At 40.9% G+C, this 22,086-nt stretch carries 20 protein-coding genes; 14 read left to right on the forward strand and 6 right to left on the reverse strand.

Features of this window, described 5'->3' with window-relative positions; genetic code table 11:
• Nucleotides 1-16: 16 nt before the first annotated feature.
• Genes AC2IOM_RS10485 through AC2IOM_RS10500 form a run of 4 tightly spaced genes read left to right on the forward strand, consistent with a single transcriptional unit; the run spans nucleotide 17 to nucleotide 5,033 of the window.
• Nucleotides 17-1,693, forward strand: coding sequence for an alanine/glycine:cation symporter family protein (locus AC2IOM_RS10485; RefSeq protein ID WP_010559939.1), 1,677 nt, complete (start codon nucleotides 17-19; stop codon nucleotides 1,691-1,693).
• A gap of 50 nt (nucleotides 1,694-1,743) precedes the next feature.
• Entirely contained in the window at nucleotides 1,744-2,067 is a 324-nt protein-coding gene (locus AC2IOM_RS10490; RefSeq protein WP_010559940.1) for a hypothetical protein, read from the forward strand.
• Between the two features lies 1 nt (nucleotide 2,068).
• Nucleotides 2,069-2,350, forward strand: a complete 282-nt coding sequence (locus AC2IOM_RS10495) for a YeaC family protein (protein ID WP_010559941.1) — start codon at nucleotides 2,069-2,071, stop codon at nucleotides 2,348-2,350.
• On the forward strand, nucleotides 2,340-5,033 hold the full coding sequence (locus tag AC2IOM_RS10500; RefSeq protein WP_486358312.1) for a DUF349 domain-containing protein: 2,694 nt from the start codon (nucleotides 2,340-2,342) through the stop codon (nucleotides 5,031-5,033). Before AC2IOM_RS10495 ends, AC2IOM_RS10500 begins: the two co-directional genes overlap by 11 nt.
• 184 nt (nucleotides 5,034-5,217) lie before the next feature.
• Here AC2IOM_RS10500 and AC2IOM_RS10505 read toward each other — a convergent pair whose 3' ends face one another.
• From AC2IOM_RS10505 to AC2IOM_RS10515, 3 genes are all read right to left on the reverse strand, one after another.
• Nucleotides 5,218-5,679: a DUF4124 domain-containing protein gene (locus AC2IOM_RS10505; protein ID WP_105171279.1), complete on the reverse strand. Its 462-nt coding sequence runs from the start codon at nucleotides 5,677-5,679 to the stop codon at nucleotides 5,218-5,220.
• Nucleotides 5,680-5,740: 61 nt separating this feature from the next.
• Complete coding sequence (locus AC2IOM_RS10510; protein WP_486358313.1) at nucleotides 5,741-7,207, reverse strand: DUF3413 domain-containing protein; 1,467 nt, start codon at nucleotides 7,205-7,207, stop codon at nucleotides 5,741-5,743.
• A gap of 4 nt (nucleotides 7,208-7,211) precedes the next feature.
• Entirely contained in the window at nucleotides 7,212-7,424 is a 213-nt protein-coding gene (locus tag AC2IOM_RS10515) for a YejL family protein (RefSeq protein ID WP_010559945.1), read from the reverse strand.
• 62 nt (nucleotides 7,425-7,486) lie between these two features.
• Between AC2IOM_RS10515 and yejK the strand changes: the two genes are divergently transcribed.
• Nucleotides 7,487-8,497: a nucleoid-associated protein YejK gene (yejK, locus tag AC2IOM_RS10520; protein ID WP_138634896.1), complete on the forward strand. Its 1,011-nt coding sequence runs from the start codon at nucleotides 7,487-7,489 to the stop codon at nucleotides 8,495-8,497.
• Between the two features lie 223 nt (nucleotides 8,498-8,720).
• On the opposite strand, the gene AC2IOM_RS10525 is transcribed toward yejK, so the two are convergent.
• Entirely contained in the window at nucleotides 8,721-10,346 is a 1,626-nt protein-coding gene (locus AC2IOM_RS10525) for a reverse transcriptase domain-containing protein (RefSeq protein ID WP_486358314.1), read from the reverse strand.
• A gap of 510 nt (nucleotides 10,347-10,856) precedes the next feature.
• Nucleotides 10,857-13,844 (reverse strand): ribonuclease E, encoded by a 2,988-nt coding sequence (gene rne, locus AC2IOM_RS10530; RefSeq protein ID WP_486358315.1) that lies wholly within the window; start codon nucleotides 13,842-13,844, stop codon nucleotides 10,857-10,859.
• A 522-nt stretch (nucleotides 13,845-14,366) separates the two neighbouring features.
• Between rne and rluC the strand changes: the two genes are divergently transcribed.
• Complete coding sequence (gene rluC, locus AC2IOM_RS10535; RefSeq protein ID WP_010559949.1) at nucleotides 14,367-15,326, forward strand: 23S rRNA pseudouridine(955/2504/2580) synthase RluC; 960 nt, start codon at nucleotides 14,367-14,369, stop codon at nucleotides 15,324-15,326.
• On the forward strand, nucleotides 15,327-15,965 hold the full coding sequence (locus tag AC2IOM_RS10540) for an HAD-IIIA family hydrolase (RefSeq protein WP_486358316.1): 639 nt from the start codon (nucleotides 15,327-15,329) through the stop codon (nucleotides 15,963-15,965).
• On the opposite strand, the gene AC2IOM_RS10545 is transcribed toward AC2IOM_RS10540, so the two are convergent.
• Nucleotides 15,957-16,562, reverse strand: coding sequence for a Maf family protein (locus AC2IOM_RS10545; protein WP_486358317.1), 606 nt, complete (start codon nucleotides 16,560-16,562; stop codon nucleotides 15,957-15,959). The genes AC2IOM_RS10540 and AC2IOM_RS10545 overlap by 9 nt on opposite strands.
• Before the next feature lie 118 nt (nucleotides 16,563-16,680).
• Here AC2IOM_RS10545 and yceD point away from each other — a divergent pair, with 118 nt between their 5' ends.
• The 7 genes from yceD (at nucleotide 16,681) to fabF (ending at nucleotide 22,028) form a co-directional block, all read left to right on the forward strand.
• Entirely contained in the window at nucleotides 16,681-17,205 is a 525-nt protein-coding gene (gene yceD, locus AC2IOM_RS10550; protein WP_040641640.1) for a 23S rRNA accumulation protein YceD, read from the forward strand.
• A gap of 11 nt (nucleotides 17,206-17,216) precedes the next feature.
• The gene (gene rpmF, locus AC2IOM_RS10555; RefSeq protein WP_010559953.1) at nucleotides 17,217-17,384 is read left to right on the forward strand and encodes a 50S ribosomal protein L32; all 168 of its coding nucleotides are present in this window, start codon (nucleotides 17,217-17,219) and stop codon (nucleotides 17,382-17,384) included.
• A gap of 10 nt (nucleotides 17,385-17,394) precedes the next feature.
• Nucleotides 17,395-18,471 carry a phosphate acyltransferase PlsX gene (plsX, locus tag AC2IOM_RS10560; protein ID WP_486358318.1) on the forward strand — a complete coding sequence of 359 codons (1,077 nt, stop codon included), beginning with the start codon at nucleotides 17,395-17,397 and terminating at the stop codon, nucleotides 18,469-18,471.
• 72 nt (nucleotides 18,472-18,543) lie between these two features.
• Nucleotides 18,544-19,476, forward strand: a complete 933-nt coding sequence (fabD, locus tag AC2IOM_RS10565) for an ACP S-malonyltransferase (RefSeq protein WP_336435103.1) — start codon at nucleotides 18,544-18,546, stop codon at nucleotides 19,474-19,476.
• Nucleotides 19,477-19,491: 15 nt separating this feature from the next.
• On the forward strand, nucleotides 19,492-20,238 hold the full coding sequence (gene fabG / locus AC2IOM_RS10570; RefSeq protein WP_054981042.1) for a 3-oxoacyl-ACP reductase FabG: 747 nt from the start codon (nucleotides 19,492-19,494) through the stop codon (nucleotides 20,236-20,238).
• Nucleotides 20,239-20,447: 209 nt separating this feature from the next.
• The gene (gene acpP, locus AC2IOM_RS10575) at nucleotides 20,448-20,684 is read left to right on the forward strand and encodes an acyl carrier protein (protein ID WP_010559957.1); all 237 of its coding nucleotides are present in this window, start codon (nucleotides 20,448-20,450) and stop codon (nucleotides 20,682-20,684) included.
• A 105-nt stretch (nucleotides 20,685-20,789) separates the two neighbouring features.
• Nucleotides 20,790-22,028 carry a beta-ketoacyl-ACP synthase II gene (fabF, locus tag AC2IOM_RS10580; RefSeq protein WP_054981060.1) on the forward strand — a complete coding sequence of 413 codons (1,239 nt, stop codon included), beginning with the start codon at nucleotides 20,790-20,792 and terminating at the stop codon, nucleotides 22,026-22,028.
• Nucleotides 22,029-22,086 lie beyond the last annotated feature (58 nt).

Genomic DNA, 22,086 nt, shown 5'->3' on the forward strand with positions numbered 1-22,086 from the left:
ACAAGAGGAACAAGTTGTGGAAGCATTTGGCAATTTTTTAGATATGCTAGATGGTATGTTAGGGAGTGCCTTTTGGTTTCCTTACGTGCTACTAGGGGTTGGTTTATTTTTTACCATTTACTTAAAATTTCCACAGGTGTTGTATTTTAAACACGCCTGGAAAATTGTAAGTGGTAAATACGATAAAAAAGAACACGAAGGTGATACAACGCACTTCCAAGCGTTAGCAACAGCACTTTCAGGTACCGTGGGTACGGGTAACATCGGTGGTGTTGCACTGGCAATATCAATTGGTGGTCCAGCGGCGCTTTTCTGGATGTGGATGACAGCGTTTTTCGGTATGACAACCAAATTTGTTGAGGTAACGTTATCTCATAAATACCGTGTTAAAACAGAAGACGGCACTATGGCGGGTGGCCCAATGTACTACATGGACCGTCGCTTAAATATGAAATGGCTTGCGGTACTGTTTGCAATCGCAACCGTAATTAGCTCATTTGGTACAGGTTCACTGCCACAAATCAATAATATCGCCCAAGGTATGGAAGCAAGCTTTGGTCTTGAACCGATGCTAACGGGTGGTGTTTTAGCAATTTTATTAGCATTGGTTATTTTAGGTGGTATTAAACGTATTGCGGCAATTACTTCACGCGTTGTGCCATTTATGGCAGCCGTTTATATCATTGGTGCGTTTGGCGTAATTTTTTATAACATCGAAAATATCGGCCCTGCATTTGCCTCTGTATTTACTAATGCCTTTACGGGTTCTGCAGCAGCAGGCGGCTTTATTGGTGCGTCATTTGCCTATGCGTTTAACCGTGGTGTAAACCGTGGTTTATTCTCAAACGAAGCAGGTCAAGGTTCTGCGCCAATTGCCCACGCCTCAGCGAAGGCGGATGAGCCAGTATCTGAAGGTATGGTGTCAATTCTTGAACCGTTTATCGATACAATTATTATTTGTACGTTAACGGGTCTTGTAATTTTATCATCAGGCGCGTGGACAGAAAAATTTGATACACGTTTTGAACGTACCAGCATGGAATTCATCGATGGTACATATCATGAGCGTGTTGATGCACAGCGCAACGAACTTTACGCGTATTTAAATGGCGGTGAGTCAAGCGTTAAGCCGTTTAATGGTACGCTAAATGTTGTTGAAGGTAAGGCTGTAAATCAAAACTTTACAGTGTTACACAATCGCTCAGTGGGTGAGAAAATTCGCTTCTTACTTGATGGCGATCACTTGCATACTGGTACAATTGTTATCAAAAAAGGTAAAATTGTTGATAAAAGCATCGTTGTTAAGGGTAAATCGCTTGTACACTCAGCAGAGCTAACAACGCTTGCATTCCAGCGTGGTTACTTTGGTGAAAACGGTCAATACATTGTATCGATCGGTTTATTACTATTTGCCTTCTCTACGGCAATTGCATGGTCTTACTATGGTGACCGCGCAATGACCTATTTACTAGGAACTCGTTCAGTAATGCCTTATCGCGTATTTTATGTCGCAGCGTTTTTCTGGGCATCATTTGCAGACACCACTTTAGTGTGGAAATTGGCTGCAGTTGCCATTGTTGTAATGACCTTACCTAACTTATTCGGCATTATGTTGCTGCGTAAAGAAATGAAACAGTCAGTAGATGACTATTGGGTGAAGTTTAAAAAAGACAACAGCCAAGAAAAAGAGTAAAATAGAAGGCGCCTTAAGGCGCCTTTTTTATTAGTTTAATGGAGCAGTAAATGGCGAGGATAAGTTGTCCAGCGTGTAGTAAACCGATTTCCGATAAACATAAAGTATGTCCACATTGTGATACTGCTGTAGCAGGGCTTGATGATCATGAAAGAGCTAGGCTCGCCAGTCGTCGTTACGTTAAGCGTAAGCAAGCGCTGCTCAATCAGTCATTTGTTGCATTGATTATTTTCTTAGGCGGCTTTTTGTACCTTTACTCACGAGAGCCAGCTGCAGATAGCATTGAACAAATGACAACCTATGGCGCCATTGCCGTGGGTTTTATCTGGTACCTTATTAACCGTATTCGCATCATTTTATTGAAAAAGTCTTAGCATGAACATTGAACACTTAGTTAACACCTTAACGCCAGAAATTTTCGAACGCCTTGAGTACGGCGCTGCAACTGGAAAGTGGCCAGATGGCACGCCACTGTCTGATGAGCAACGAGAGCAAACTGTTCAGCTAGTGATGTTGTACCAAGCAAAAGTAGCTAAAACCAATGAACAATTCACGATTGGTGAAGATGGCCAGATGGTGCAAAAGTCAAAAGCAGAATTAAAGAAAGAATTCAGTCCTAAAAATGAGATCGCAAGGTTCGCGCAAGATGATATTTAGTAGTTTATTCACGCCGAAATGGAAAAGTAAAAAAGCATCAGATCGTTTATTAGCAATTAGCCAACTTGATGCCAATAAAGTAAAAGATAATACAATCTTAAACCAGTTAGCTAATAATGATGATGACGACAAGGTTAAGATTGCAGCATTAAAACGCATTAATGACATTAGTTTATGGTGGCAAACATATAAACAAGAAAACAGCCAGCCAGTTGTTAGTGCAGCTGAAAAAGAAATTTTTAATCAGCTTGAACAAAAAAAGCCAACTAACGATGAACTTGAGTTACTGGTAAAACGTTGTGATAAAACCCAACAATTAGAAGCGTTACTGCCACTAGTAAACGATTTTAATGTGCAAGTTTCGTTACTAAAGCGAATCGGTAAAAAGCCGTTAATCACAGATTTCTTTGCTCACGCCAGCGATTCGCAACAACTGGAGTTAGTTCCAGTTATGCAACAATATCAATTAGATAAAGCATTGTTAAAGCATGCAAAACCAGCACTTGCTGAACAACTAAAACAACAAGAAGAAACACGCAAACGCGAAGCGCTTAAACCAATCGAGGTGAATAAGGCAAGTACATTAGTATTGGCTAAGCTAAACGCATTGCGCGATAAGTTTGATTTTGTAAAGTGCGATACCGAATACAAACAACTTGAAGCCCAGTGGCAGCAGCTTGAATTAGATTACTTAGACGATAAGCAAAGTGTGATTGCTAAATACCAAGATATTACGGCAAAAGCACAAAAGCATTTAGTTGGTTTAAAAGCTAAGTTTGATGAAGAACAAGCGGCTAAGTTAAGACAAGATAAAATTAAGTCAGTAAAGCAAACAAGCGTAAGCTTGAAAGAACGCGGTGAAAATGCGCTAGATGCGCTATTGCTTGAACCGACGGCTGATAACGTATCAGCACTAGAAACGGCATTATCAGCAATGAATGCGCATCAAGCAGAGCTAGATAGCTTATCACAAAGCGATAGTGACTTTACTAAGTTCACTCAGCGTTTAACAGCGCAATGTGCTGAAATAAAAGATGTTATTGAGTCATTGCCTGCGATTGCTGAGCAAGTTAATTTAGGTAAAGCATTAATTGTTGCAAGTGACTTACAAGGGCTTGATGAAGCGCAAGAAGCTAAGTCTCAGTGGTATAGCACCACGTCAGATATGTTAAAACAGTTACCAAAACCGTTATTGCAAAACTATCAAAAGCAAATGCGCGAAATGGATAAGCACTGGAAAGCGTCGCATCAAGACTTGCTTAAAGAAGTTAAATCGCTTCAGCAGGATGTAACGAAACAGCTTAAAGATATCAAACGTTTAATTGACGCGGGTCGCTACAAGGTGTGTTTTGGTATTTTTAAAGGTGTACAAGAAAATATTGAAAAGTTACCTAAGTCATCACAACAAAAGCTTGAAGCAGAATATCAGCTTGTTGATCAAGAATTAACGAAGGTAAACGAGTGGCAACGTGAAATTAGTTTGCCGAAACGCCATGAGTTAATTGAAGAAGTTAAGCAGAAAATTGCACAAAATGATGCAGATATAGCCGAGTTAAGCCAATGGATTAAGGTAGCACGTAAACGTTGGAACGAGCTTGGCTACATTGCAACGGATGAAGAAAAAACGCTAGATGAAACTTTTAATCAACAGTTAGAAATCGCGTTTACGCCGTGTCGAGAGCACTATGCTGCACTTGAAGCCGCTCGCGAACAAAATGTTGTGACACGTAAAAACCTGATTGTGCAATATCAAGCGTTAGCAGATAGCGTAAGTACGCTAACACTAAAAGAGGTAGAAAAGCAGTATAAGCAGCTTAAGCAAAATTGGCGCAATGCAGGCGAAGTCGATAACAAAAATTATAAACAGCTGCTTGCAGAGCTAAAACCGATTGATAACCAAATATTTGCGTTTATTAAAGCGGCGTATGCGGTTAATGCAGATACAAAAGCGAAACTCGTAAAAGAGGCTGAAGCCTGTTTAACAGACGATAATATTGAAAACGTGATTGAGCAATTAAAGTCATTGCAACAACGTTGGAAAGACATCGGCTTTGCCGGTAAAAAGCTTGAAAACCAGCTGTGGAATGAGTTTAGAGCAGTTAATGATCGTGCGTTTTCATTGCGCGACAGTGAGCGCCAAGCCAAGCGAGAGCAGCAAGACGAGAAACTCGTTTCACTGCAAAGCGAGTTCACGCGCATTACACAAGACGTTGAATTAGATAATGTAGATTCACTAACAAACGCAATTTCAGCGCTAGCGAATTTGCGTGATGAACTGAAGCAGGCCTATTTACTGAAATCTCAGTTATCAAATGAGGTAAGCAGTACATTGACAGAGTATGCAGCAAAGCAAGAAGTACTCAAAAACAGTAAAGATAAAGAAAAGTTAATTTCACTTTTTGAACAGCTTGAACAAGGTGTCATTCCTTCGTCTTGGCAACAAAAAGTACCTAGTGAGTTAACGCGCCAACAAATTACTATTCGTATTGAATTGTTAAACGAAATGGGTTCTCCAGAATCTGATGATGCGGTACGACTGAGTGAACAAGTAACATTGCTTCAAGAAAAAGTGAATGGTGCAGCGTTAGATAATGAAACCTTGTTAAAGCACTGGCTTAGTAAAGGTGAAATTGACAGTGAATCGTTAGCGCTGTTAGCACGCATTAAACCAGCGTTTGTATAATGGACTTTTAACTCTTAAAATTGAGTAAAGTCCGTTTTAAAAAGCCACATTGGTGGCTTTTTTTATTGCCATTCCACTGTAGATAACCATCAGCAGAACGGGGTTAGTACTTAGCTATTTAGACTTCGTTTATTCACATATTAGTTAAATAGTACGCAAGTTAAAAAACGTTAGAAAATGATAGTTATTTTCGACTGTTGCTGAGCTTTTTCTTTAGCCTTTTTAATTCGTCTTGTTGCAAGTCGATCAAATCCCTGTACTCTTCCTTGATTTGCTTGCGTTTGGTTTTAACCTCTCTTTTTAAGGCTGTTTTATCTTCTTTTGACATGTGCTTATCGAGCTGTGTTTTTAATTGTGCCAGCTCATTTAATCGCGCCTTTTTCAGTGCACTTATTTTATGCTCAACCCCTTTTATGTCGGATTTAATTTTCAGCACATGTTGTTTTTGGGTGTAGCGATCGATAGTGTCTTTTTTTGCGAAGGGCTTCGAGCTGGTGTTAACCGCTTTCAATGTCAGTGTTTGTTGTTGCTGTTTCGATTCACATGGAAATTGACTGAAAATAATGCCGTTTTCCGTTGTGCATTTATAGTAATCCAGCGCTGAACATGTGAATGGAATAAAGAGTAGGGTGGTGAGTAGTTTCATTGCGATTCCCTCATAATCTAGTGACATCCTGTCTCGTCACTAGATTATAGAAAGAGAATAGCTATTGCTCAAATTGCTTTAATTTCTTCAGGCTTTGCACTAAAAATGGCACTTCAAGGTGACTATCAATCGCGAAGCCTTGCTGTGCTGATACTGTTTCATGTTTACCGTCAGACGTAAGCAAGGTTAGTTTATCTTTTTTATAGATAAGTAAGGTATTGCCGCTAATATTCACACCTGTGTCGCTACCATTATACAGGTTGTTACCTAACGTCGTATTTTGCACGTTTTGGCAATTAAACGTGTTGGCAAGCACGGTTGTAATCACATCTTGTGGTGTGATAATGCCTGCAGGTGTAATGTGTGCAGCTGTATAAAGTGTTGATTTTGACCATGCATCTTCTTCGCTGTTTGCCAGAGAAAATGCAAAATCTACAACGCTATTTTTAATGGTTGCAAGTTCGTCTTGTGTTTTCACATAGTGAACCGTTAAGCTGGCGTTTTCATCTTCTGCTAAGCGCGGAAGATTAATAAACGATGCATTAACGCTATTGCTCCATGCTGGCAAAATCCCCTGTGCACGAATCACTTTTTGATAGTAACTTGGCAAGCCATAAACTAGGTTGAAAAGTGATTCACGCTTATTTACTGGCTGATAAAAGTTATCTGTGGCATTAAGCGCTTTGTCGCTTAAATACTGAGTTAATAAGGCCTGGTTATCAAAAACTAATATTTCTGCAGAAGCTGAATTTGTATTACAAGTTAGCGGCTGGTTTGGCGCAACATAAGTCACTTTTTCATTGGCAAAGCTAACATTTTGCGCTTCTTTGTATTCGTCTAAATCGACCAGTTGGTAACGTGCTAATAAACTTTTCGCTGTGGTTGGGTAAGAAAGCGGTAAAACATTATCTTGCTTGGTGATATCTAGCTTAACATTAGCATCAGCCCAAATATGAAGCAGGTGACTGGCGACAAAGGCAATAATAAATACCGGAGAGATATAACGGCGAAACGGTTTTTGTCTTAATTCTGTGAGGTGTCGCCACGTAAAGTTACTGGCAATGAGTTCAAAAAACAAAATTACAAAAATAATGCCACCCGCGATAAATAGCGAAAGGCTAGGATTAGTAGAAATAGTGTCACTGATCAAGGACACAATCTGTTCAAATACCTGCGGCGACAAATGATAGCCAAGTTGAAAATAAACATAGGCGTCTAATGCCAGAAGCGACATGGTGAAGGTTGCAATTACCGCAGCCATGCCCCGAATATGCCGCGGGTATGGAAAAATAAGACTGAGCGGAAAAATTGTCAGCACAAAGCATAAAAATGTCAAAAAGCTAATGTGGCCTAGCCAGTTTAACAACAAGAATATTTTGCCGCTAAACGTCATCGGCATTGGATCTGAAACTAAATAGAGGCTACTCACAATCAATGCAAATAAAATATTTGCAAAAGTGAACCAGTGGCCCCAGCTCAACAGTTTTGCCGCTTTAGACGAAAACGCTTGTTGTGATGACAAATTCATAGCGTTACTTTACTGAGTCTTTTAATGCTTGTGTAAAATTATCTATTAGGGCTTGTCGTTGTGCTGCAGGCACTTTTTCATTAATGATATGTGAAAGTGTATTGCCAAGACTCATTAGGCTTAAATCTAATGGCGCTTTGTGAGCTACAAGGGTTTTTAAAAGGTCATCAACAAGATTTTCTACTTGCTGGTCTGAATATTTTGATAAGATAGGCATCAATTAAGTTCTAATTTTATAAAATTACTCATATTTTAACATTTGAGGCGCGAAAAACAAAGATGACAGTGCAAGTAGAAAGACTCGTCGTTCACTATGTCGACAAAAAAGACGAAACAGTTGAAATTCATCTTCGTAATGATGAAATGCCAGTCAACGATAAGGTTAATGTGTTTATCGAGCAGTTACACCATGCCTACAACGGTAAGCCAGGAAAAGGCTTTTGCGGTTTTAGTCCAGAAAAAAACGGCGTGGTAAGTTCGAGTATTCAAAGTTATCGTCAAGGTGAAATGCATTTTTATCATTTAACTGAACAGGCTGCCGAGGTTTTAAAAGAAGAATTAAACAAATACGCGTTTAATGAAACGGGTTACCTTATTTTTTGTCACTACCGCTTTGTTGCCGACGACTATGTGATGATTGCATTAGTGAATGTAAAAGAGCATTACTCAATTAACCAAGAGCTCGATCTTACTTCGTCGCGTCATTTAGATATCGCGAAAATGCAGTTAGCGGCACGTATCGATCTTAACGGTATGGCAACAGCGCTTGAAGACAACCGTTATATTTCATTTATTAAAGGGCGAGCAGGGCGTAAAGTGGCCGATTTCTTCTTAGACTTTTTAGGCTGTGAAGAGGGGATTGATGCGCGTCAGCAATCGCAAGCGATGTTATCTGCGGTTGAAGACTACTTATCGGATAGACAATTTGATAAAACCGAAAAAGATGACTTACGCAAGCAAGTCTTTGATTATTGCTCAGACTGTGTTGCTACCGGCAGCGATGCTGACGTATCACAGTTATCAAGCACCATAAGTAAAGATGATGAAGTAAGCTTTGATAGCTTTTATAAAGAGCAAGCCTACGATTTAGAAGAGTCATTCCCAGTTGATAAAAAGACGGTAACGTCTATGGTGAAATTTTCTGGTCAAGGCAGTGGTGTAAGTGTGAGTTTTGAGCGCAAGCATTTAGGCGAACGTGTTTTATATGATAAGTACAGCGACACCTTAACCATTAAAGGAATTCCACCTAACTTGAAAGACCAATTAGAGCGTTTCTTTGAAGAAAACTAACGTGAATAAGTTTTAACTCGATCTGCCAGATTTGATTTACAGAGCTGAATCAAATCTGGCAGTGAATAGCCGATTTGTGCCAGAAGCTGGCGTTGGGAAAGGGTCAAATCAACGACTTTGACCTGACCCCATTGGTCTTAAGGCACTCTTTGCCCCGAAGGGAATAGCAAAAAGCGCCAAAGTTGTACGAATCCGTGTTGATGCGTTTGTTAACTGGCTTGTATTAGTAATCGTAGTTTAAAGAGTCAGGATTCATCACTTTTTCGATTCCCGATTCCAACAGACCTTTTTTCAATGCTTGATGTACTAGTAAAAAGCTTGGTATTTCAAGTAAATACTTACCGTTAACTTTAGTTTTCGCACACTTTTTTAACAACTGTTCTCGTGATTGGTTAAATGGAAAACTGTGAGAACGATTATATTTCCAACTAACACGGAGTAACCGCTCTCTGAGTTGAACTGCACGATAGATAACAGACAATAGCCATCCATCTAGTTCTGTCAGCTGTTTGGTATCATTAACAAGAGGATAGAAACTCATTACGCCCTTGAAATAGATTCGTTTAGTACGACCTGACAAATAGTCTTTGAGTTGCTTCTTGCTCAAACCACCGTACATGTAACGACGAATTTGCATCATAGCACTAAGAAAGTTCTTATCTCTGTCATTTGCAGGGATCTCTTGACCAGCTAAGGATGCTTGCTTCAACGGCTGTATTAGATTTCGGTATAGAATGTAAGAAATTTGTTTCTTAATTTTTAGTACGGACTTATCTTTAATAGAAACATTATCTACTGACAAGGTATATCCCAAAAAGTCCAAACTACTTTTGGCAGATATTTCTGAGGGAAAATCCTCTTTAGTAAGTAGTGAAATACCCTCAGATTTTGCTGCATTTATTTTTACACCCGCATCGTTTGAAAAACGATTAATCAAGCCAAATGCATTACATATTTTAGAGTAGTCTGGAGTCCATACTATTGTGTCGTCGGCGTATCGAGAAAACTTGACTCCCTCTTTTTCTAAATCAGAGTCATAGTTCCAACAAGTTAAGTTTGCCAAAAACAAGCTTATAGAAGTTCCTTGAGGAATACCTACATTGCGATCTTTTAGAAAAACTTTAATTATGTATCTTTCTTCTGGGCTAATGAAGAATCCATTTTGATCAAACTGTTTAACCAAATAATCGTGTGAGATAGAGCCAAAATAGTCAGAGAAGTCAAACTCGGCTAGAAAAGTACGTTCATTTCTTCGTAAATCAACGGATATGTCTTGAATAGCAAAATGGACATTTCTGTCATTTCTATAAGCATAAGAAAATGAGCTGAACCTGTGTTTATTTTTCGCTAACAAACGATTAAAGAAAAGCTTTGACACTGCCGCATCGGGAATTTGGAAAATAGATACTTTTCGTTCTCCACCCTCTGCCTTAGGAACAATTTTGATATGCGGTTCATTTGGAGCATAAGTACGTTGTTCAATTTTTCTCGCAATAGATTTAGCGATACTTTTATGCTTCTTGCGAACATAGAAAGGGTTAAATTTTTTATCAATAGACCAGTAGTCTGGTTGATGAACAATCTTTGGGGGTGCTGATACACCTAACCTTTTTTGATTTCTTTCATGTTCCAAATGCAAACGATTATGATACTCATGGTAACGCTGTATTAGCTTTTCCGCTTCCTCTTTAATTACGCTAGCTAAATGCTTCTCTAAACTCATATATTCCTCATACAAAAAAGCCCGAGCGTTAGCTCGAGCTTTTCCACGGTATAAACCCAAGTAAAAGTAAGTTACCACTTGGTTGATGAAAGTATGACGTTCCACCCCCGCCAGTGTGAATTTCACATCTGAAGACCAACCATTACTGATTGGTAGAAGGCAACACCGTTGTTTCCATAGGAAACTTATCGCTTAATATACACTAAACACCTGTCAAATCAATAGGTAATGCCCAGGAAGCCAGTTAACAATTTAATATCGACCCAATGGGTCGTTTTTCTACCATTGGTTGGGTCGTTTATCTGATTGAACCAGTTCTACCACATTAACTAACTTGTTGCCACAGATAAACTTTTAATCATTATAGCAATAATGAAAAGGGTAAAAACGACCAAATGGGTCGTTTTCCTGACTATGCAAGCAATATACTTTGACGAAATAGAAAAGTGATTTTGAAAGACCGCTATTCGCTCATGGCGGCTTGTCAGAAGAAGTTCAAACCTATTCATAGAAACTACAAGAACAAATATTAGCTGCTACAATTAACGCTAGCTGAAGAGCTACTATTTCAACTCGCTCTAAATTTCAGACAAAAAAAGAGCCGCATAATGCGGCTCTTTTAGTTACAACTTAAGATTAAACTGTTTTTGCCATTGGTGCGCTTGCTTTACCAACTGGGTTAATGCTACCCGGTTGCATACTGCTTGCACTTGGTACTTGGCGTTCACTATGTGGCATTGCTGATGGCATTTCAAAACCTTCAGTCATTGCGCCACCAGACGCTTTTGTCATTGGCGCACTTGCATGGCGATAAGCTACGCCGTTTGTCGCAGGTGCTGTGTTTGTATCAGCTTGAGTAGCAACCGCTGCAACACTTGGTGTTTCAACTGTTGTCGTTTCTGCTTGTTGCGTTTCAACAACAACGTCTTCAGCAGCTGGAGCGACAGCTTCAAGGTTTTCACCGTTAGCATCTTCAACCACTTCAGCTTGAACTTCAGGCTGCGTTTGTTCAACTTTTGGAGCTTCTTCAGCTTTAGTTGGTTCAACGACAACCTCAGCTGCTTCATTTTCTGCTACCTTTGTTTCAACAATCGGTGCTTCAACAGCTTCGGTTTTAGTCTCTTGCACTTCAGCTGTTGCAACTGAGTCAACTTCCACTTCTGCCATTGCTTGATCAGCAACTGGTACAAAGCCTGGTGACTCTGTTGTCTCAAGTTCAATATCAGACTTAGTTTCGCTTGGCTTTTTACGACGCTGACCGGCTGCACGTAAATGGCGCGGCGAACGGCGAGAGCGAGTACGCGTCTCTTTTTCGTCGTCGTTTTGTGATTCAGCGTTTTCAGTCGCGGCTTTTGGCTCACTAACTTGTTCTACAGGTTCATTGGCTACGTCGTTAGCAACAACCTGTTGCTCGGCAACTTCATGTGTTTTTTGCTCTGTAACCGGCGCGTCAGCGTTTGTTTCTGAAGCAGCTACAAGATCAGCGTTTTCTACTTCTTCAGTCACTTTTGCTGGCTTTTTCGCTTTTACAGGCTTAGAACGCTGTGGCTTTTGCTTTTCAACCGGAGCTGCATTTTCAACTACAGGCGCTTGCGTTTCTGTATTTGTCTCTAACGCTTCATTGGTTTTCTCAATGCGCACTTTTTTACGCATATTGCGACGTTGACGACGCTCTTTTACTTTAACCGGCTGTTGTTGATTTGCTTCCGCCTCAACAGGCTTTTGTTCTTTCTCAACCTTGTTAGCGTTTGAGCGGTTGTTACGGCGGCGGCGATTGTTGTTCTCTTTTGAGTTACGTTTTTCATCGCGCTGTTCGCGTTGCTCTTTTTGCTCACCAGCAGCTTGCTTGTTACGGTTATTCGGTTTGCGCTGATTGCGACGACGATTGTCGTTACCACGTTGGTTATTACGACGACCACCGCGTTTTTGTACTGGCTTTTCTGGCTCTTCAGAAGCAAACAGGCTACCAAACCACTTAGCAATCTTAGTGAATAAGCCTTCTTTTACTTCTTTTTTAACTGGTGCAGGCTCGCTTGGTACAACAACACCTTGGAGTACTGGTTGCTCTTTAACCGCTTTTTCAGCGTGAACAATGGCATCCGTTTTTACTTCTGGTGCTTGAACTTGGTCAAAGCTTACCGTTTCAATCGTTTCATCTTTCTTTAAACGTAATACTTCGTAGTGTGGTGTTTCCAAATGTGGATTTGGAATAATCACTACATGACAGCCGTGGCGTTTTTCAATACGGCGCACGCTCTTGCGTTTTTCGTTTAGTAAGTAAGTTGCTACTGGCACAGGTACTTGTGCATTTACTTGTGACGTATTGTCTTTAATCGCTTCTTCTTCTAGTAGACGAAGAATCGATAATGCAAGTGATTCGTTTGAACGTACAGTACCTTGGCCGTTACAACGAGGGCAGGTGCCTTGGCTTGCTTCACCCAGTGATGGACGAAGACGCTGACGCGACATTTCAAGTAAACCGAAACGTGAAATCTTACCAATTTGTACACGTGCGCGGTCTGGTTTTACTGCTTCTTTTAATTTGTTCTCAACAGCGCGTTGGTGACGAGGCGGTGTCATATCAATAAAGTCGATGACAACTAGGCCACCTAAATCACGTAAGCGAAGTTGGCGCGCAATTTCATCTGCTGCTTCTAAGTTAGTGTTTAGTGCCGTTTCTTCAATATCGCCGCCTTTTGTTGCTTTAGACGAGTTGATATCAATTGATGTTAACGCTTCAGTTGGGTCAATAACGATTGATCCACCTGACGGTAAACGTACTTCACGTTGGAATGCAGATTCAATTTGGCTTTCAATCTGATAATGGGTAAACAGTGGCGCATCACCTGTGTAAAGTTTTACACGGTTAATGAAGTCTGGGCGAAAACGTTCGATATGTGCTTTTGCTTCATCGAATACACGCTGTTTATCAATTAAAATCTCGCCAATATCACGACGTAAATAATCACGAATAGCGCGGAAAATTACATTGCTTTCTTGGTGGATTAAAAATGGTGCAGGGCCGCTTTCTGATGCTTTTTTGATAGCATCCCAATGCACAAGCAGGGCGCGTAAATCGTATTCAAGTTCTTCGAAAGATTTACCAACGCCGGCAGTACGTACAATTAAGCCCATGCCTTTTGGTAATTCTAAACGAGACAGTGCTTCTTTTAGCTCTGTACGCTCATCACCTTCTATACGACGAGAAATACCGCCAGCACGTGGGTTGTTTGGCATTAATACTAGGTAGCTACCAGCAACGCTAATAAAGGTAGTCAGTGCAGCGCCTTTTTGACCGCGCTCTTCTTTATCAACTTGTACAATTACTTCTTGGCCTTCTTTTACAACATCTTTGATGTTTGGGCGACCGTTGAAAGTGTAACCTTCTGGGAAGTAACTGCGGGCAATTTCTTTAAGAGGGAGGAAACCGTGACGCTCAGCGCCGTAGTCGACAAAAGCAGCTTCTAGAGATGGTTCTACGCGGGTAATTTTACCCTTATAGATATTTGCTTTTTTTTGTTCATGGCCAGGGCTTTCGATATCTAGATCATATAAGCGCTGTCCATCAACCAGTGCAACGCGCATTTCTTCTTGTTGCGTTGCATTGATCAGCATACGTTTCATATTGTTAAACTCTGTAATAGTAGTAAGAGATTAACAACCAGTGTTGTTCAGACACCCACGAGTTTGTGCAGTCTCACGACTGGGCTGTCTGGGGGGAGTATAACTCCGATTTTCTGTTAAATTGCCATTCTAGGCAGGTGCTCGGTATTTGTTTCTTACCCAGCACAAAAATTCATTTAATTTTATTCTGAACGACGTTTGGCCGTAAATCTCGTATTTTATCTTTTAAAATACGTTTATTAGCTGAGTTAGATGGGGCTTTTCTGAATTACAATCTAGTACACTCATTGGTTCAGGGGGCCGCTACATGCGCTTTAAGATCGTTAAAAGCTTTAGAAAGCTGTCATAGACCTGTATGATCTGCGTCTTAAAGCGTGTTTCATCGTTAGCTTTGGCTAATAAAACACCAAATTGACACGTGGAGCGTGAATTTTGCCCACAAAAGGTCAATTTCAAGCGCGATTATCCCATTAAATATGGACGCTTCGCAACTAAATTATTACTCAAATCAGTGATTAGGCAATGTCAGAACAGCAAAAAAATCAGGTCCAATTTGTTGACATCGATGAAGGCAACCATGGGCAACGAATTGATAACTTTTTAATTACCGCTTTAAAAGGGGTGCCAAAAAGTGCAATTTACCGAATTTTGCGTAAAGGCGAAGTGCGTGTAAATAAAAAACGCATTAAGCCAGTTTATAAGCTTCAAGCGGGTGATGTGGTACGTATTCCGCCAGTGAAAGTGGCTGAGAAGCAAGAGTTTGTACCTAAAAATTTAGATAAAATTGCAAAGCTTGAAGACGCAATTTTATTTGAAGATAAATACCTTATGGTACTAAATAAGCCATCTGGTATGGCTGTTCATGGTGGCAGTGGCTTAAGTTATGGCTTAATCGAAGCACTGCGCAGCATTCGCCCAGATGAACGTAATCTTGAACTGGTGCATCGACTAGACCGCGATACGTCAGGCTGTTTACTCGTTTCTAAAAAACGTTCGGTATTACGTGGGTTACATGAACAACTGCGTGAAAAAACCATGGAAAAAAATTACTGGGCACTGGTTACAGGTAGCTGGGCAAGCAAAATCAAGAATGTTACTGAGCCACTTCGTAAAAATACCTTGCAGTCGGGTGAGCGAGTAGTACGCGTAGACGAAGCTGAAGGTAAGCCGAGCCAAACACGTTTTCGTGTTTTAGAGCGTTTTGGTCAATTCGCGACGTTAGTGCAAGCGTCACCAGTAACGGGTAGAACCCATCAAATTCGTGTACATACGCAATGTAAAGGTCACCCAATTGCCTGCGATGATAAATATGGTGTCGCTGAGTTTGATAGCGAAATGAAGAAAAAAGGCTTAAATCGCCTATTTTTACACGCACATGACCTTACCTTTATTCACCCTAAAACAGAAGAGTCGATGCGAGTAGAAGCGCCATTGGATAATCAGTTAAAGAACTGCATCAAAACACTGCGTGAAGAAGCATAGATGACAGCGAAAGAACTTATCATTTTTGATTGGGACGGTACCATAATGGATACCGTGCCAAAAATTGTGAATACGGTAAAGCTTGTTGCAGATCGTCACCAGTTAACAAGGCCAAGTGACGATGCTATTCGTCAAATTATTGGTCTTAGCTTAGAGGTGGCAATTGAGAGGCTTTTTAATGAACCAAGTGCAACGTTTGAATTAGCGCAATCATATAAAGAGGTGTATGTGTCAGAAGACGATACGCCATCGACGTTATTTCCCCATGTTTTTGAATGTTTAACAACATTAAAAAACAAAGGTTATACATTGGCTGTAGCGACGGGCAAAAGTCGCAAAGGGCTTGATCGTTTAATGCACGAAACTCAGCTAAGTTCATTTTTTAAAGCGACACGTACCGCTTGTGAGTGCGCCTCTAAACCATCACCAGAAATGATTTTAGAAATTTGTAGCGAACTTAATATAGCTGCTAATAAGGCTGTAATGATAGGCGATACCAGCATGGACTTAGCAATGGCTCAAAATGCCAAGGTAGCCTCTATTGGTGTTAGCTTTGGCGCACATCCGGTTTCTCAATTAGAGCCTTATGCGCCACTTGCGATCATCGATCAGTTCGAGCAGCTAGTCGATTTATTTTAATTCCAGTGGGTCAATACCGATTTGTGCAAGCAGGTTGGTTAGCTTAATTAAAGGCAGACCCACAAGGGAATTGGGATCCTCACTTAAGATCTTATCAAATAACACAATACCTAACCCCTCCGATTTAAAGCTGCCCGCGCAATTCAGTGGCTGTTCTTTATCTATGTATTGTTCAATTTGAGCTTGGCGCAAGGTTTTAAAGTACACATCGGTGGTGTCGTGAGTTACTAAGGTATTGTTAGTTGCAATATCAAGCACGGCAAGTGAGGTGATAAAACGCACTTTATTACCTGAAAATAACGAAAGTTGCTTAATTGCGTTATCGCGCGTATGTGGTTTTCCGAGTATTTGTACTTTGGTATTTGGCGTTTCAAATACGGCAACTTGATCAGAACCAATCACCACACCTTGTTGATAAAATTGAACTGCTGTTTTGGCTTTTTCAAGCGCTAATCGCTCAACCAATTCAATCACACTTTCATTGGCTTTTAGCGATTCATCAATATTAGGTGAAAAGCTCTCAAATACCGGTAAAATTTTTTCTAAAATTGATTTTCGAAACGGCGAACTTGACGCTAAAATAAACGGGGTTTTCATGATAATTTTCATCGAATACTTACTTTTTGCGCAGAATAGGATTCAATTGCGCTAAATGCAAAGGAAAGTTGAATTTTATTTTGACTCTAAGTCTAACAATCTATATGATGCAGCCCCTATGCAAAAGGTGAAGATTCCGATCACGCTTGATCCTATACGAACCGCACAAAAACAGGTCACTTATGACGGTATTGTGTTGTTCGAGCAACTTCCTCGATTACTCGATGTAGTTGTACGGAACGAGGGTGAGGTCGAAGTTAAAATTCATTTCAGAAAAGACGAACAGGGAATTAGTGTTGTTGAAGGCCATGCCAACGCCAACATTACAACTATTTGTCAGCGCTGTAATGAAGAGTTAGGGTTGGATTTGGAACTAGACTTTGCTTATTCGCCAATAGGTATAGGTAAGTCATCTGAGCATCTACCGTCATGTTATGATGTGGTAGAGATGGATGAGGAAGGTGAAATTAATTTACATCAACTTGTTGAAGATGAATTAATGTTAGCCATCCCAATAGTACCGATGCATGAAGAGTCTCATTGCAGATTTTCAGAAAAGCCTTTGAGCTTTGGTGAAATAGAAGCAGAAGATGACAAACCAAATCCATTTGAAATTTTGAAACAACTTAAGAAAGATTCTTAGGAGATAAGGCAATGGCTGTACAAAAAAGCAAGAAGTCTCGCTCTAAGCGTGGTATGCGTCGTTCACACGATGCGATCAATGGTCCAACTCTAACAGTTGATCCAGTATCAGGTGAAACGCACCGTCGTCACCACGTAACTGCAGACGGTTACTACAAAGGCGAAAAAGTAGTTTCTTAATAGAGCTATTTTGATGTCTAATCTAACCATAGCGTTAGATATAATGGGGGGCGATTACGGCCCCCGTTCTTCGTTGCCTGCAGCAATTGAAGCTGTAAACTCGCACGATAATATCACCTTGATATTATGCGGTAACGAAACCCTCATTCGCACAGAGCTTGAAAAGCTCGACGCTTTGCAACACCCTAGATTACAGATTAAACATTGTAGCGAAGTCGTCAATAACGACGATAAACCATCCACTGCGTTACGCTGTAAAAAAGATTCCTCAATGCGAAAAGCCCTTGATTTAGTTAAATCAGGAGAAGCACAAGCATGTGTGTCTGCCGGTAATACTGGTGCACTGTTTGCAATGGCGTATTGCATCTTGAAAATGCTGCCGGGCATTAGTCGACCTGCATTAATCAGTTCGGTTCCAACTGAAAAACCTAAACCAGTTTATTTATTGGATTTAGGGGCTAATGTTACAGCGGATCCAGAAACATTGTTTGACTTTGCCGTAATGGGCAGTGTGGTTGCCGAACAATCGCAAGGCATTGAAAACCCGACTGTAGGGTTACTTAATATCGGCGCAGAAGATATTAAAGGGCATGAAGATATCAAACGCGCGTCGGAGTTGTTTGAACAATCAAATGCACTTAACTACATCGGTTATTGTGAAGGCACCGACATTTTTAAAGGCAAGGCCGATGTTATTGTATGTGACGGCTTTGTTGGCAATATTGCATTAAAAACCTGTGAGGGTATTGCCAAAATGATCATTCATAAACTCAATAAAACCCTCAAAAAAAGCATTTTTTACCGCGCCGCAGCACTTTTAATGTTTCCAGTGCTAAAAAAACTCTATAAAAAGATGAACCCCGACCAGTATAACGGTGCAAGTTTGGTAGGATTACGCGGTATTGTGGTTAAAAGTCACGGTAATGCAAAATCGCCGGCATTTTTGGCGGCGATAAATGAAGCCGTGCGGGAGGTTGAAAAGCAACTTCCTGAGAAAATAGCAGCACGATTTGCTGCGCTGAAAGGGCAACAACTCTCGTTGGACAATGAGGAAAATGATCCACTTTGTTCACCGTGCAATAAATAGCGGCACTTTCACCACCAAAAGAATTTTATAACCAGCAAATGCTGGTTTTGTTTTGTTATAGAAGAAGAAACTATGTCAAATAACACAGCGATTTTATTTCCAGGCCAAGGTTCACAAACTGTGGGCATGCTGGCTGAACTACTTGCAGAATCAGATGTTGTTAAAGCAACCTTTGCCGAGGCAAGTGACGCACTTGGTTACGATTTAGCAGCACTCGTGCTTGATGGTCCAGCAGAATCATTAAATGAAACGCACCGTACTCAACCTGCGTTATTAACGTCAAGTGTGGCTATTTATCGTCACTTTATTGAAGCAGGTGGCGAAAAGCCAAGTGCAATGGCGGGTCACAGCTTAGGTGAATACTCAGCCTTAGTGTGTGCTGGCGTTATTTCACTTTCAGAAGCAGTAAAGCTTGTTGAAAAACGTGGCCTTTATATGCAAGAAGCAGTACCAGCGGGTACTGGCGCAATGTACGCAATTATTGGACTAGCCGATGATGCAATTGCAAAAGCATGTGAAGATGCAGCGCAAGGCGAAGTAGTATCGCCAGTAAACTTTAACTCACCTGGTCAAGTTGTTATTGCGGGTCAAAAAGCAGCAGTAGAGCGTGCAGGGGAACTGTGTAAAGAAGCAGGTGCAAAACGTGCATTGCCGCTAGCTGTTAGCGTACCGTCACACTGTGCATTAATGAAGCCAGCAGCTGATAAGTTAGCGGCTGATTTAGAAGCGATTACATTTAATACACCTGAAATCTCAGTAATTAATAATGTTGACGTGGCTACTGAAACTGCAAGCGAAGCAATTAAAGATGCATTAGTACGTCAACTTTACAGCCCAGTTCGTTGGACTGAAACAGTACAAAAATTAGCGCAAGATGGCTTAACAACGACTTATGAGTTTGGTCCAGGTAAAGTATTAACGGGTCTTGCAAAACGTATTGATAAATCGGTAAGTTGCGCTGCAGTTAACGATTTAAACACTCTTTCTAGCGTTTTAGACGCATAATTTACGGAAAATTTTATGAGTAACTTATTCTCTTTAGAAGGCAAAGTAGTACTAGTAACTGGTGCAAGCCGTGGTATTGGTAAATCAATTGCTGAAACATTGGTATCGCTAGGTGCTAAAGTTGCAGGCACTGCAACAAGCGAAGGTGGTGCAGGTAAAATCAGTGATTACTTAGGTGAAAACGGCAAAGGTTATGCACTTAACGTAACAGACGCTGAGTCAATTGAAGCGACATTAGCGGCTGTAAAAGCTGACTTAGGCGATATTGATGTATTAGTAAATAATGCGGGTATTACTCGTGACAACCTACTTATGCGCATGAAAGACAGCGAGTGGGATGACATTATCGACACTAACTTATCATCAATCTTCCGTTTATCAAAAGCGGTATTACGTCCAATGATGAAAAAGAAAAATGGCCGTATTATCAATATTGGTTCAGTGGTTGGCACTATGGGTAATGCAGGTCAAGCTAACTATGCAGCAGCAAAAGCGGGCGTAATTGGTTTTTCGAAATCTATGGCGCGTGAAGTGGCTTCTCGTGGCATTACGGTTAACGTAGTAGCGCCTGGTTTTATCCAAACAGATATGACTGACGAGCTAACAGATGACCAAAAAGCAGCAACGCTTGCTAACGTGCCTGCGAACCGTTTAGGTCAACCGAACGAAATTGCAGCAGCAGTGGCTTATTTAGCATCTGACGCGGCTGCGTACGTAACCGGCGAAACATTACATGTAAACGGCGGTATGTACATGATCTAAGTCGTCACGCAATCGTAATTTCGGCGAAATAGTGAAATTTAGGGTTGAAATTGCGGTGAAAGTAGGCGATAAAAGGTTAGTTTTAGATTTATGAGGTTCGACCAGATAATAAAAATCGAAATGAATCTTGAATCATAAAATTTTGCAGCGTAAACTACGCCGCAATCTGAAAAATAACGCAAAAGCGTTTTTTAATTAAGGAAACAAGAATGAGCAACATCCAAGAACGTGTTCAAAAAATCATCGTAGAGCAACTAGGTGTTCAAGAAGAAGAAGTAAAAGCAGAAGCATCATTTGTTGATGATTTAGGCGCTGATTCACTAGACACTGTAGAACTAGTAATGGCTCTAGAAGAAGAGTTTGACACTGAGATCCCAGACGAAGAAGCTGAGAAGATCACTACAGTTCAAGCAGCTATCGATTACGTTACTGCTCACGCTGAGTAATTAAAGCATAGACATTAAAGGCAGCATTCCAGCTGCCTTTAGTTTTTCAAAAGCCCTCATTAGGGCTTTTGTATTATCTGCACCTAATATATTTTGGAGATGACTGTGGCTAAACGTCGAGTAGTGGTTACTGGCCTAGGTATGTTAACCCCACTAGGTAATGATGTTGATTCAACATGGCAAGGTTTATTAGCGGGTCAAAGTGGCATTGGTTTAATCGACCATTTTGATACGTCTGATTTTGGTACTAAATTCGCGGGTCTTGTAAAAGATTTTGACCCAACACTTTATATGGCGAAAAAAGATACCAAAAAAATGGATTTATTCATTCAATACGGTATTGCTGCTGGTGTACAAGCATTTAAGGATTCAGGTTTAGAAGTAACTGAAGAAAATGCTGAGCGCATTGGTGTCGCTGTGGGTTCAGGTATTGGTGGTCTAACACTTATCGAAGAAAACCATGTTAAATTACTTAACAGTGGCCCTCGCAAATTATCACCGTTTTACGTGCCTTCAACCATTATCAATATGATTTCAGGTCATTTATCGATTATGCACGGCCTAAAAGGTCCAAATATTTCGATTGTTACGGCATGTACGACAGGTCTTCACAATATTGGTCATGCAGCACGTATGATCGCCTACGGTGATGCAGATGCAATGGTTGCAGGTGGTGCAGAAAAAGCATCAACACCAATCGGTATGGGCGGTTTTAGCTCAGCACGCGCGCTTTCAACACGCAACGATGATCCACAAGCGGCATCGCGTCCGTGGGATAAAGACCGTGACGGTTTCGTACTTGCAGACGGTGCAGGTGTAATCGTACTAGAAGAATACGAACACGCAAAAGCGCGTGGCGCAAAAATTTATGCTGAGCTTGTAGGCTTTGGTATGAGTGGCGATGCGTATCACATGACGTCTCCACCAGAAGACGGCGCAGGCGCGGCGTTAGCGATGAAAAACGCACTAAATGACGCAGGCCTCAATGCTGAGCAAGTGGGTTACATCAACGCACACGGAACATCAACGCCGGCAGGTGATATTGCTGAAACCAACGCGGTTAAGTCTATTTATGGCGCCGCAGCAAGTGATGTGCTAGTTAGCTCAACTAAATCAATGATGGGTCACCTACTTGGTGCTGCAGGTTCTGTTGAATCAATCGTAACGATCTTATCGCTGCGTGATCAAAAAGTAACACCAACAATCAACCTTGATAACCCAAGTGAAGGTTGTGATTTAGATTACGTTGCGCACACTGCGCGCGATGCGAAATTGGATTACGCGCTGTGTAATTCATTTGGCTTCGGTGGAACTAATGGCTCTTTATTATTTAAGAAGATATAATCGTTAGCAGAAATCGAATTGCGAATAAAAGCCTAGGATTTCCTAGGCTTTTTTGTGT

The organism is Pseudoalteromonas sp. NS-SX12, assembly GCF_057367955.1.

Coding starts and splice junctions, on each gene's coding strand:
- AC2IOM_RS10540 (WP_486358316.1), top strand. CDS start 15,327: ATGACAGCGAAAGAACTTATCATTTTTGATTGGGACGGTACCATAATG.
- acpP (WP_010559957.1), top strand. CDS start 20,448: ATGAGCAACATCCAAGAACGTGTTCAAAAAATCATCGTAGAGCAACTA.
- AC2IOM_RS10495 (WP_010559941.1), top strand. CDS start 2,069: ATGAACATTGAACACTTAGTTAACACCTTAACGCCAGAAATTTTCGAA.
- AC2IOM_RS10515 (WP_010559945.1), bottom strand. CDS start 7,424: ATGCCTATCTTATCAAAATATTCAGACCAGCAAGTAGAAAATCTTGTT.
- fabD (WP_336435103.1), top strand. CDS start 18,544: ATGTCAAATAACACAGCGATTTTATTTCCAGGCCAAGGTTCACAAACT.
- AC2IOM_RS10500 (WP_486358312.1), top strand. CDS start 2,340: ATGATATTTAGTAGTTTATTCACGCCGAAATGGAAAAGTAAAAAAGCA.
- rluC (WP_010559949.1), top strand. CDS start 14,367: ATGTCAGAACAGCAAAAAAATCAGGTCCAATTTGTTGACATCGATGAA.
- yejK (WP_138634896.1), top strand. CDS start 7,487: ATGACAGTGCAAGTAGAAAGACTCGTCGTTCACTATGTCGACAAAAAA.
- rpmF (WP_010559953.1), top strand. CDS start 17,217: ATGGCTGTACAAAAAAGCAAGAAGTCTCGCTCTAAGCGTGGTATGCGT.
- fabG (WP_054981042.1), top strand. CDS start 19,492: ATGAGTAACTTATTCTCTTTAGAAGGCAAAGTAGTACTAGTAACTGGT.
- rne (WP_486358315.1), bottom strand. CDS start 13,844: ATGAAACGTATGCTGATCAATGCAACGCAACAAGAAGAAATGCGCGTT.
- AC2IOM_RS10490 (WP_010559940.1), top strand. CDS start 1,744: ATGGCGAGGATAAGTTGTCCAGCGTGTAGTAAACCGATTTCCGATAAA.
- yceD (WP_040641640.1), top strand. CDS start 16,681: ATGCAAAAGGTGAAGATTCCGATCACGCTTGATCCTATACGAACCGCA.
- AC2IOM_RS10510 (WP_486358313.1), bottom strand. CDS start 7,207: ATGAATTTGTCATCACAACAAGCGTTTTCGTCTAAAGCGGCAAAACTG.
- AC2IOM_RS10545 (WP_486358317.1), bottom strand. CDS start 16,562: ATGAAAACCCCGTTTATTTTAGCGTCAAGTTCGCCGTTTCGAAAATCA.
- AC2IOM_RS10505 (WP_105171279.1), bottom strand. CDS start 5,679: ATGAAACTACTCACCACCCTACTCTTTATTCCATTCACATGTTCAGCG.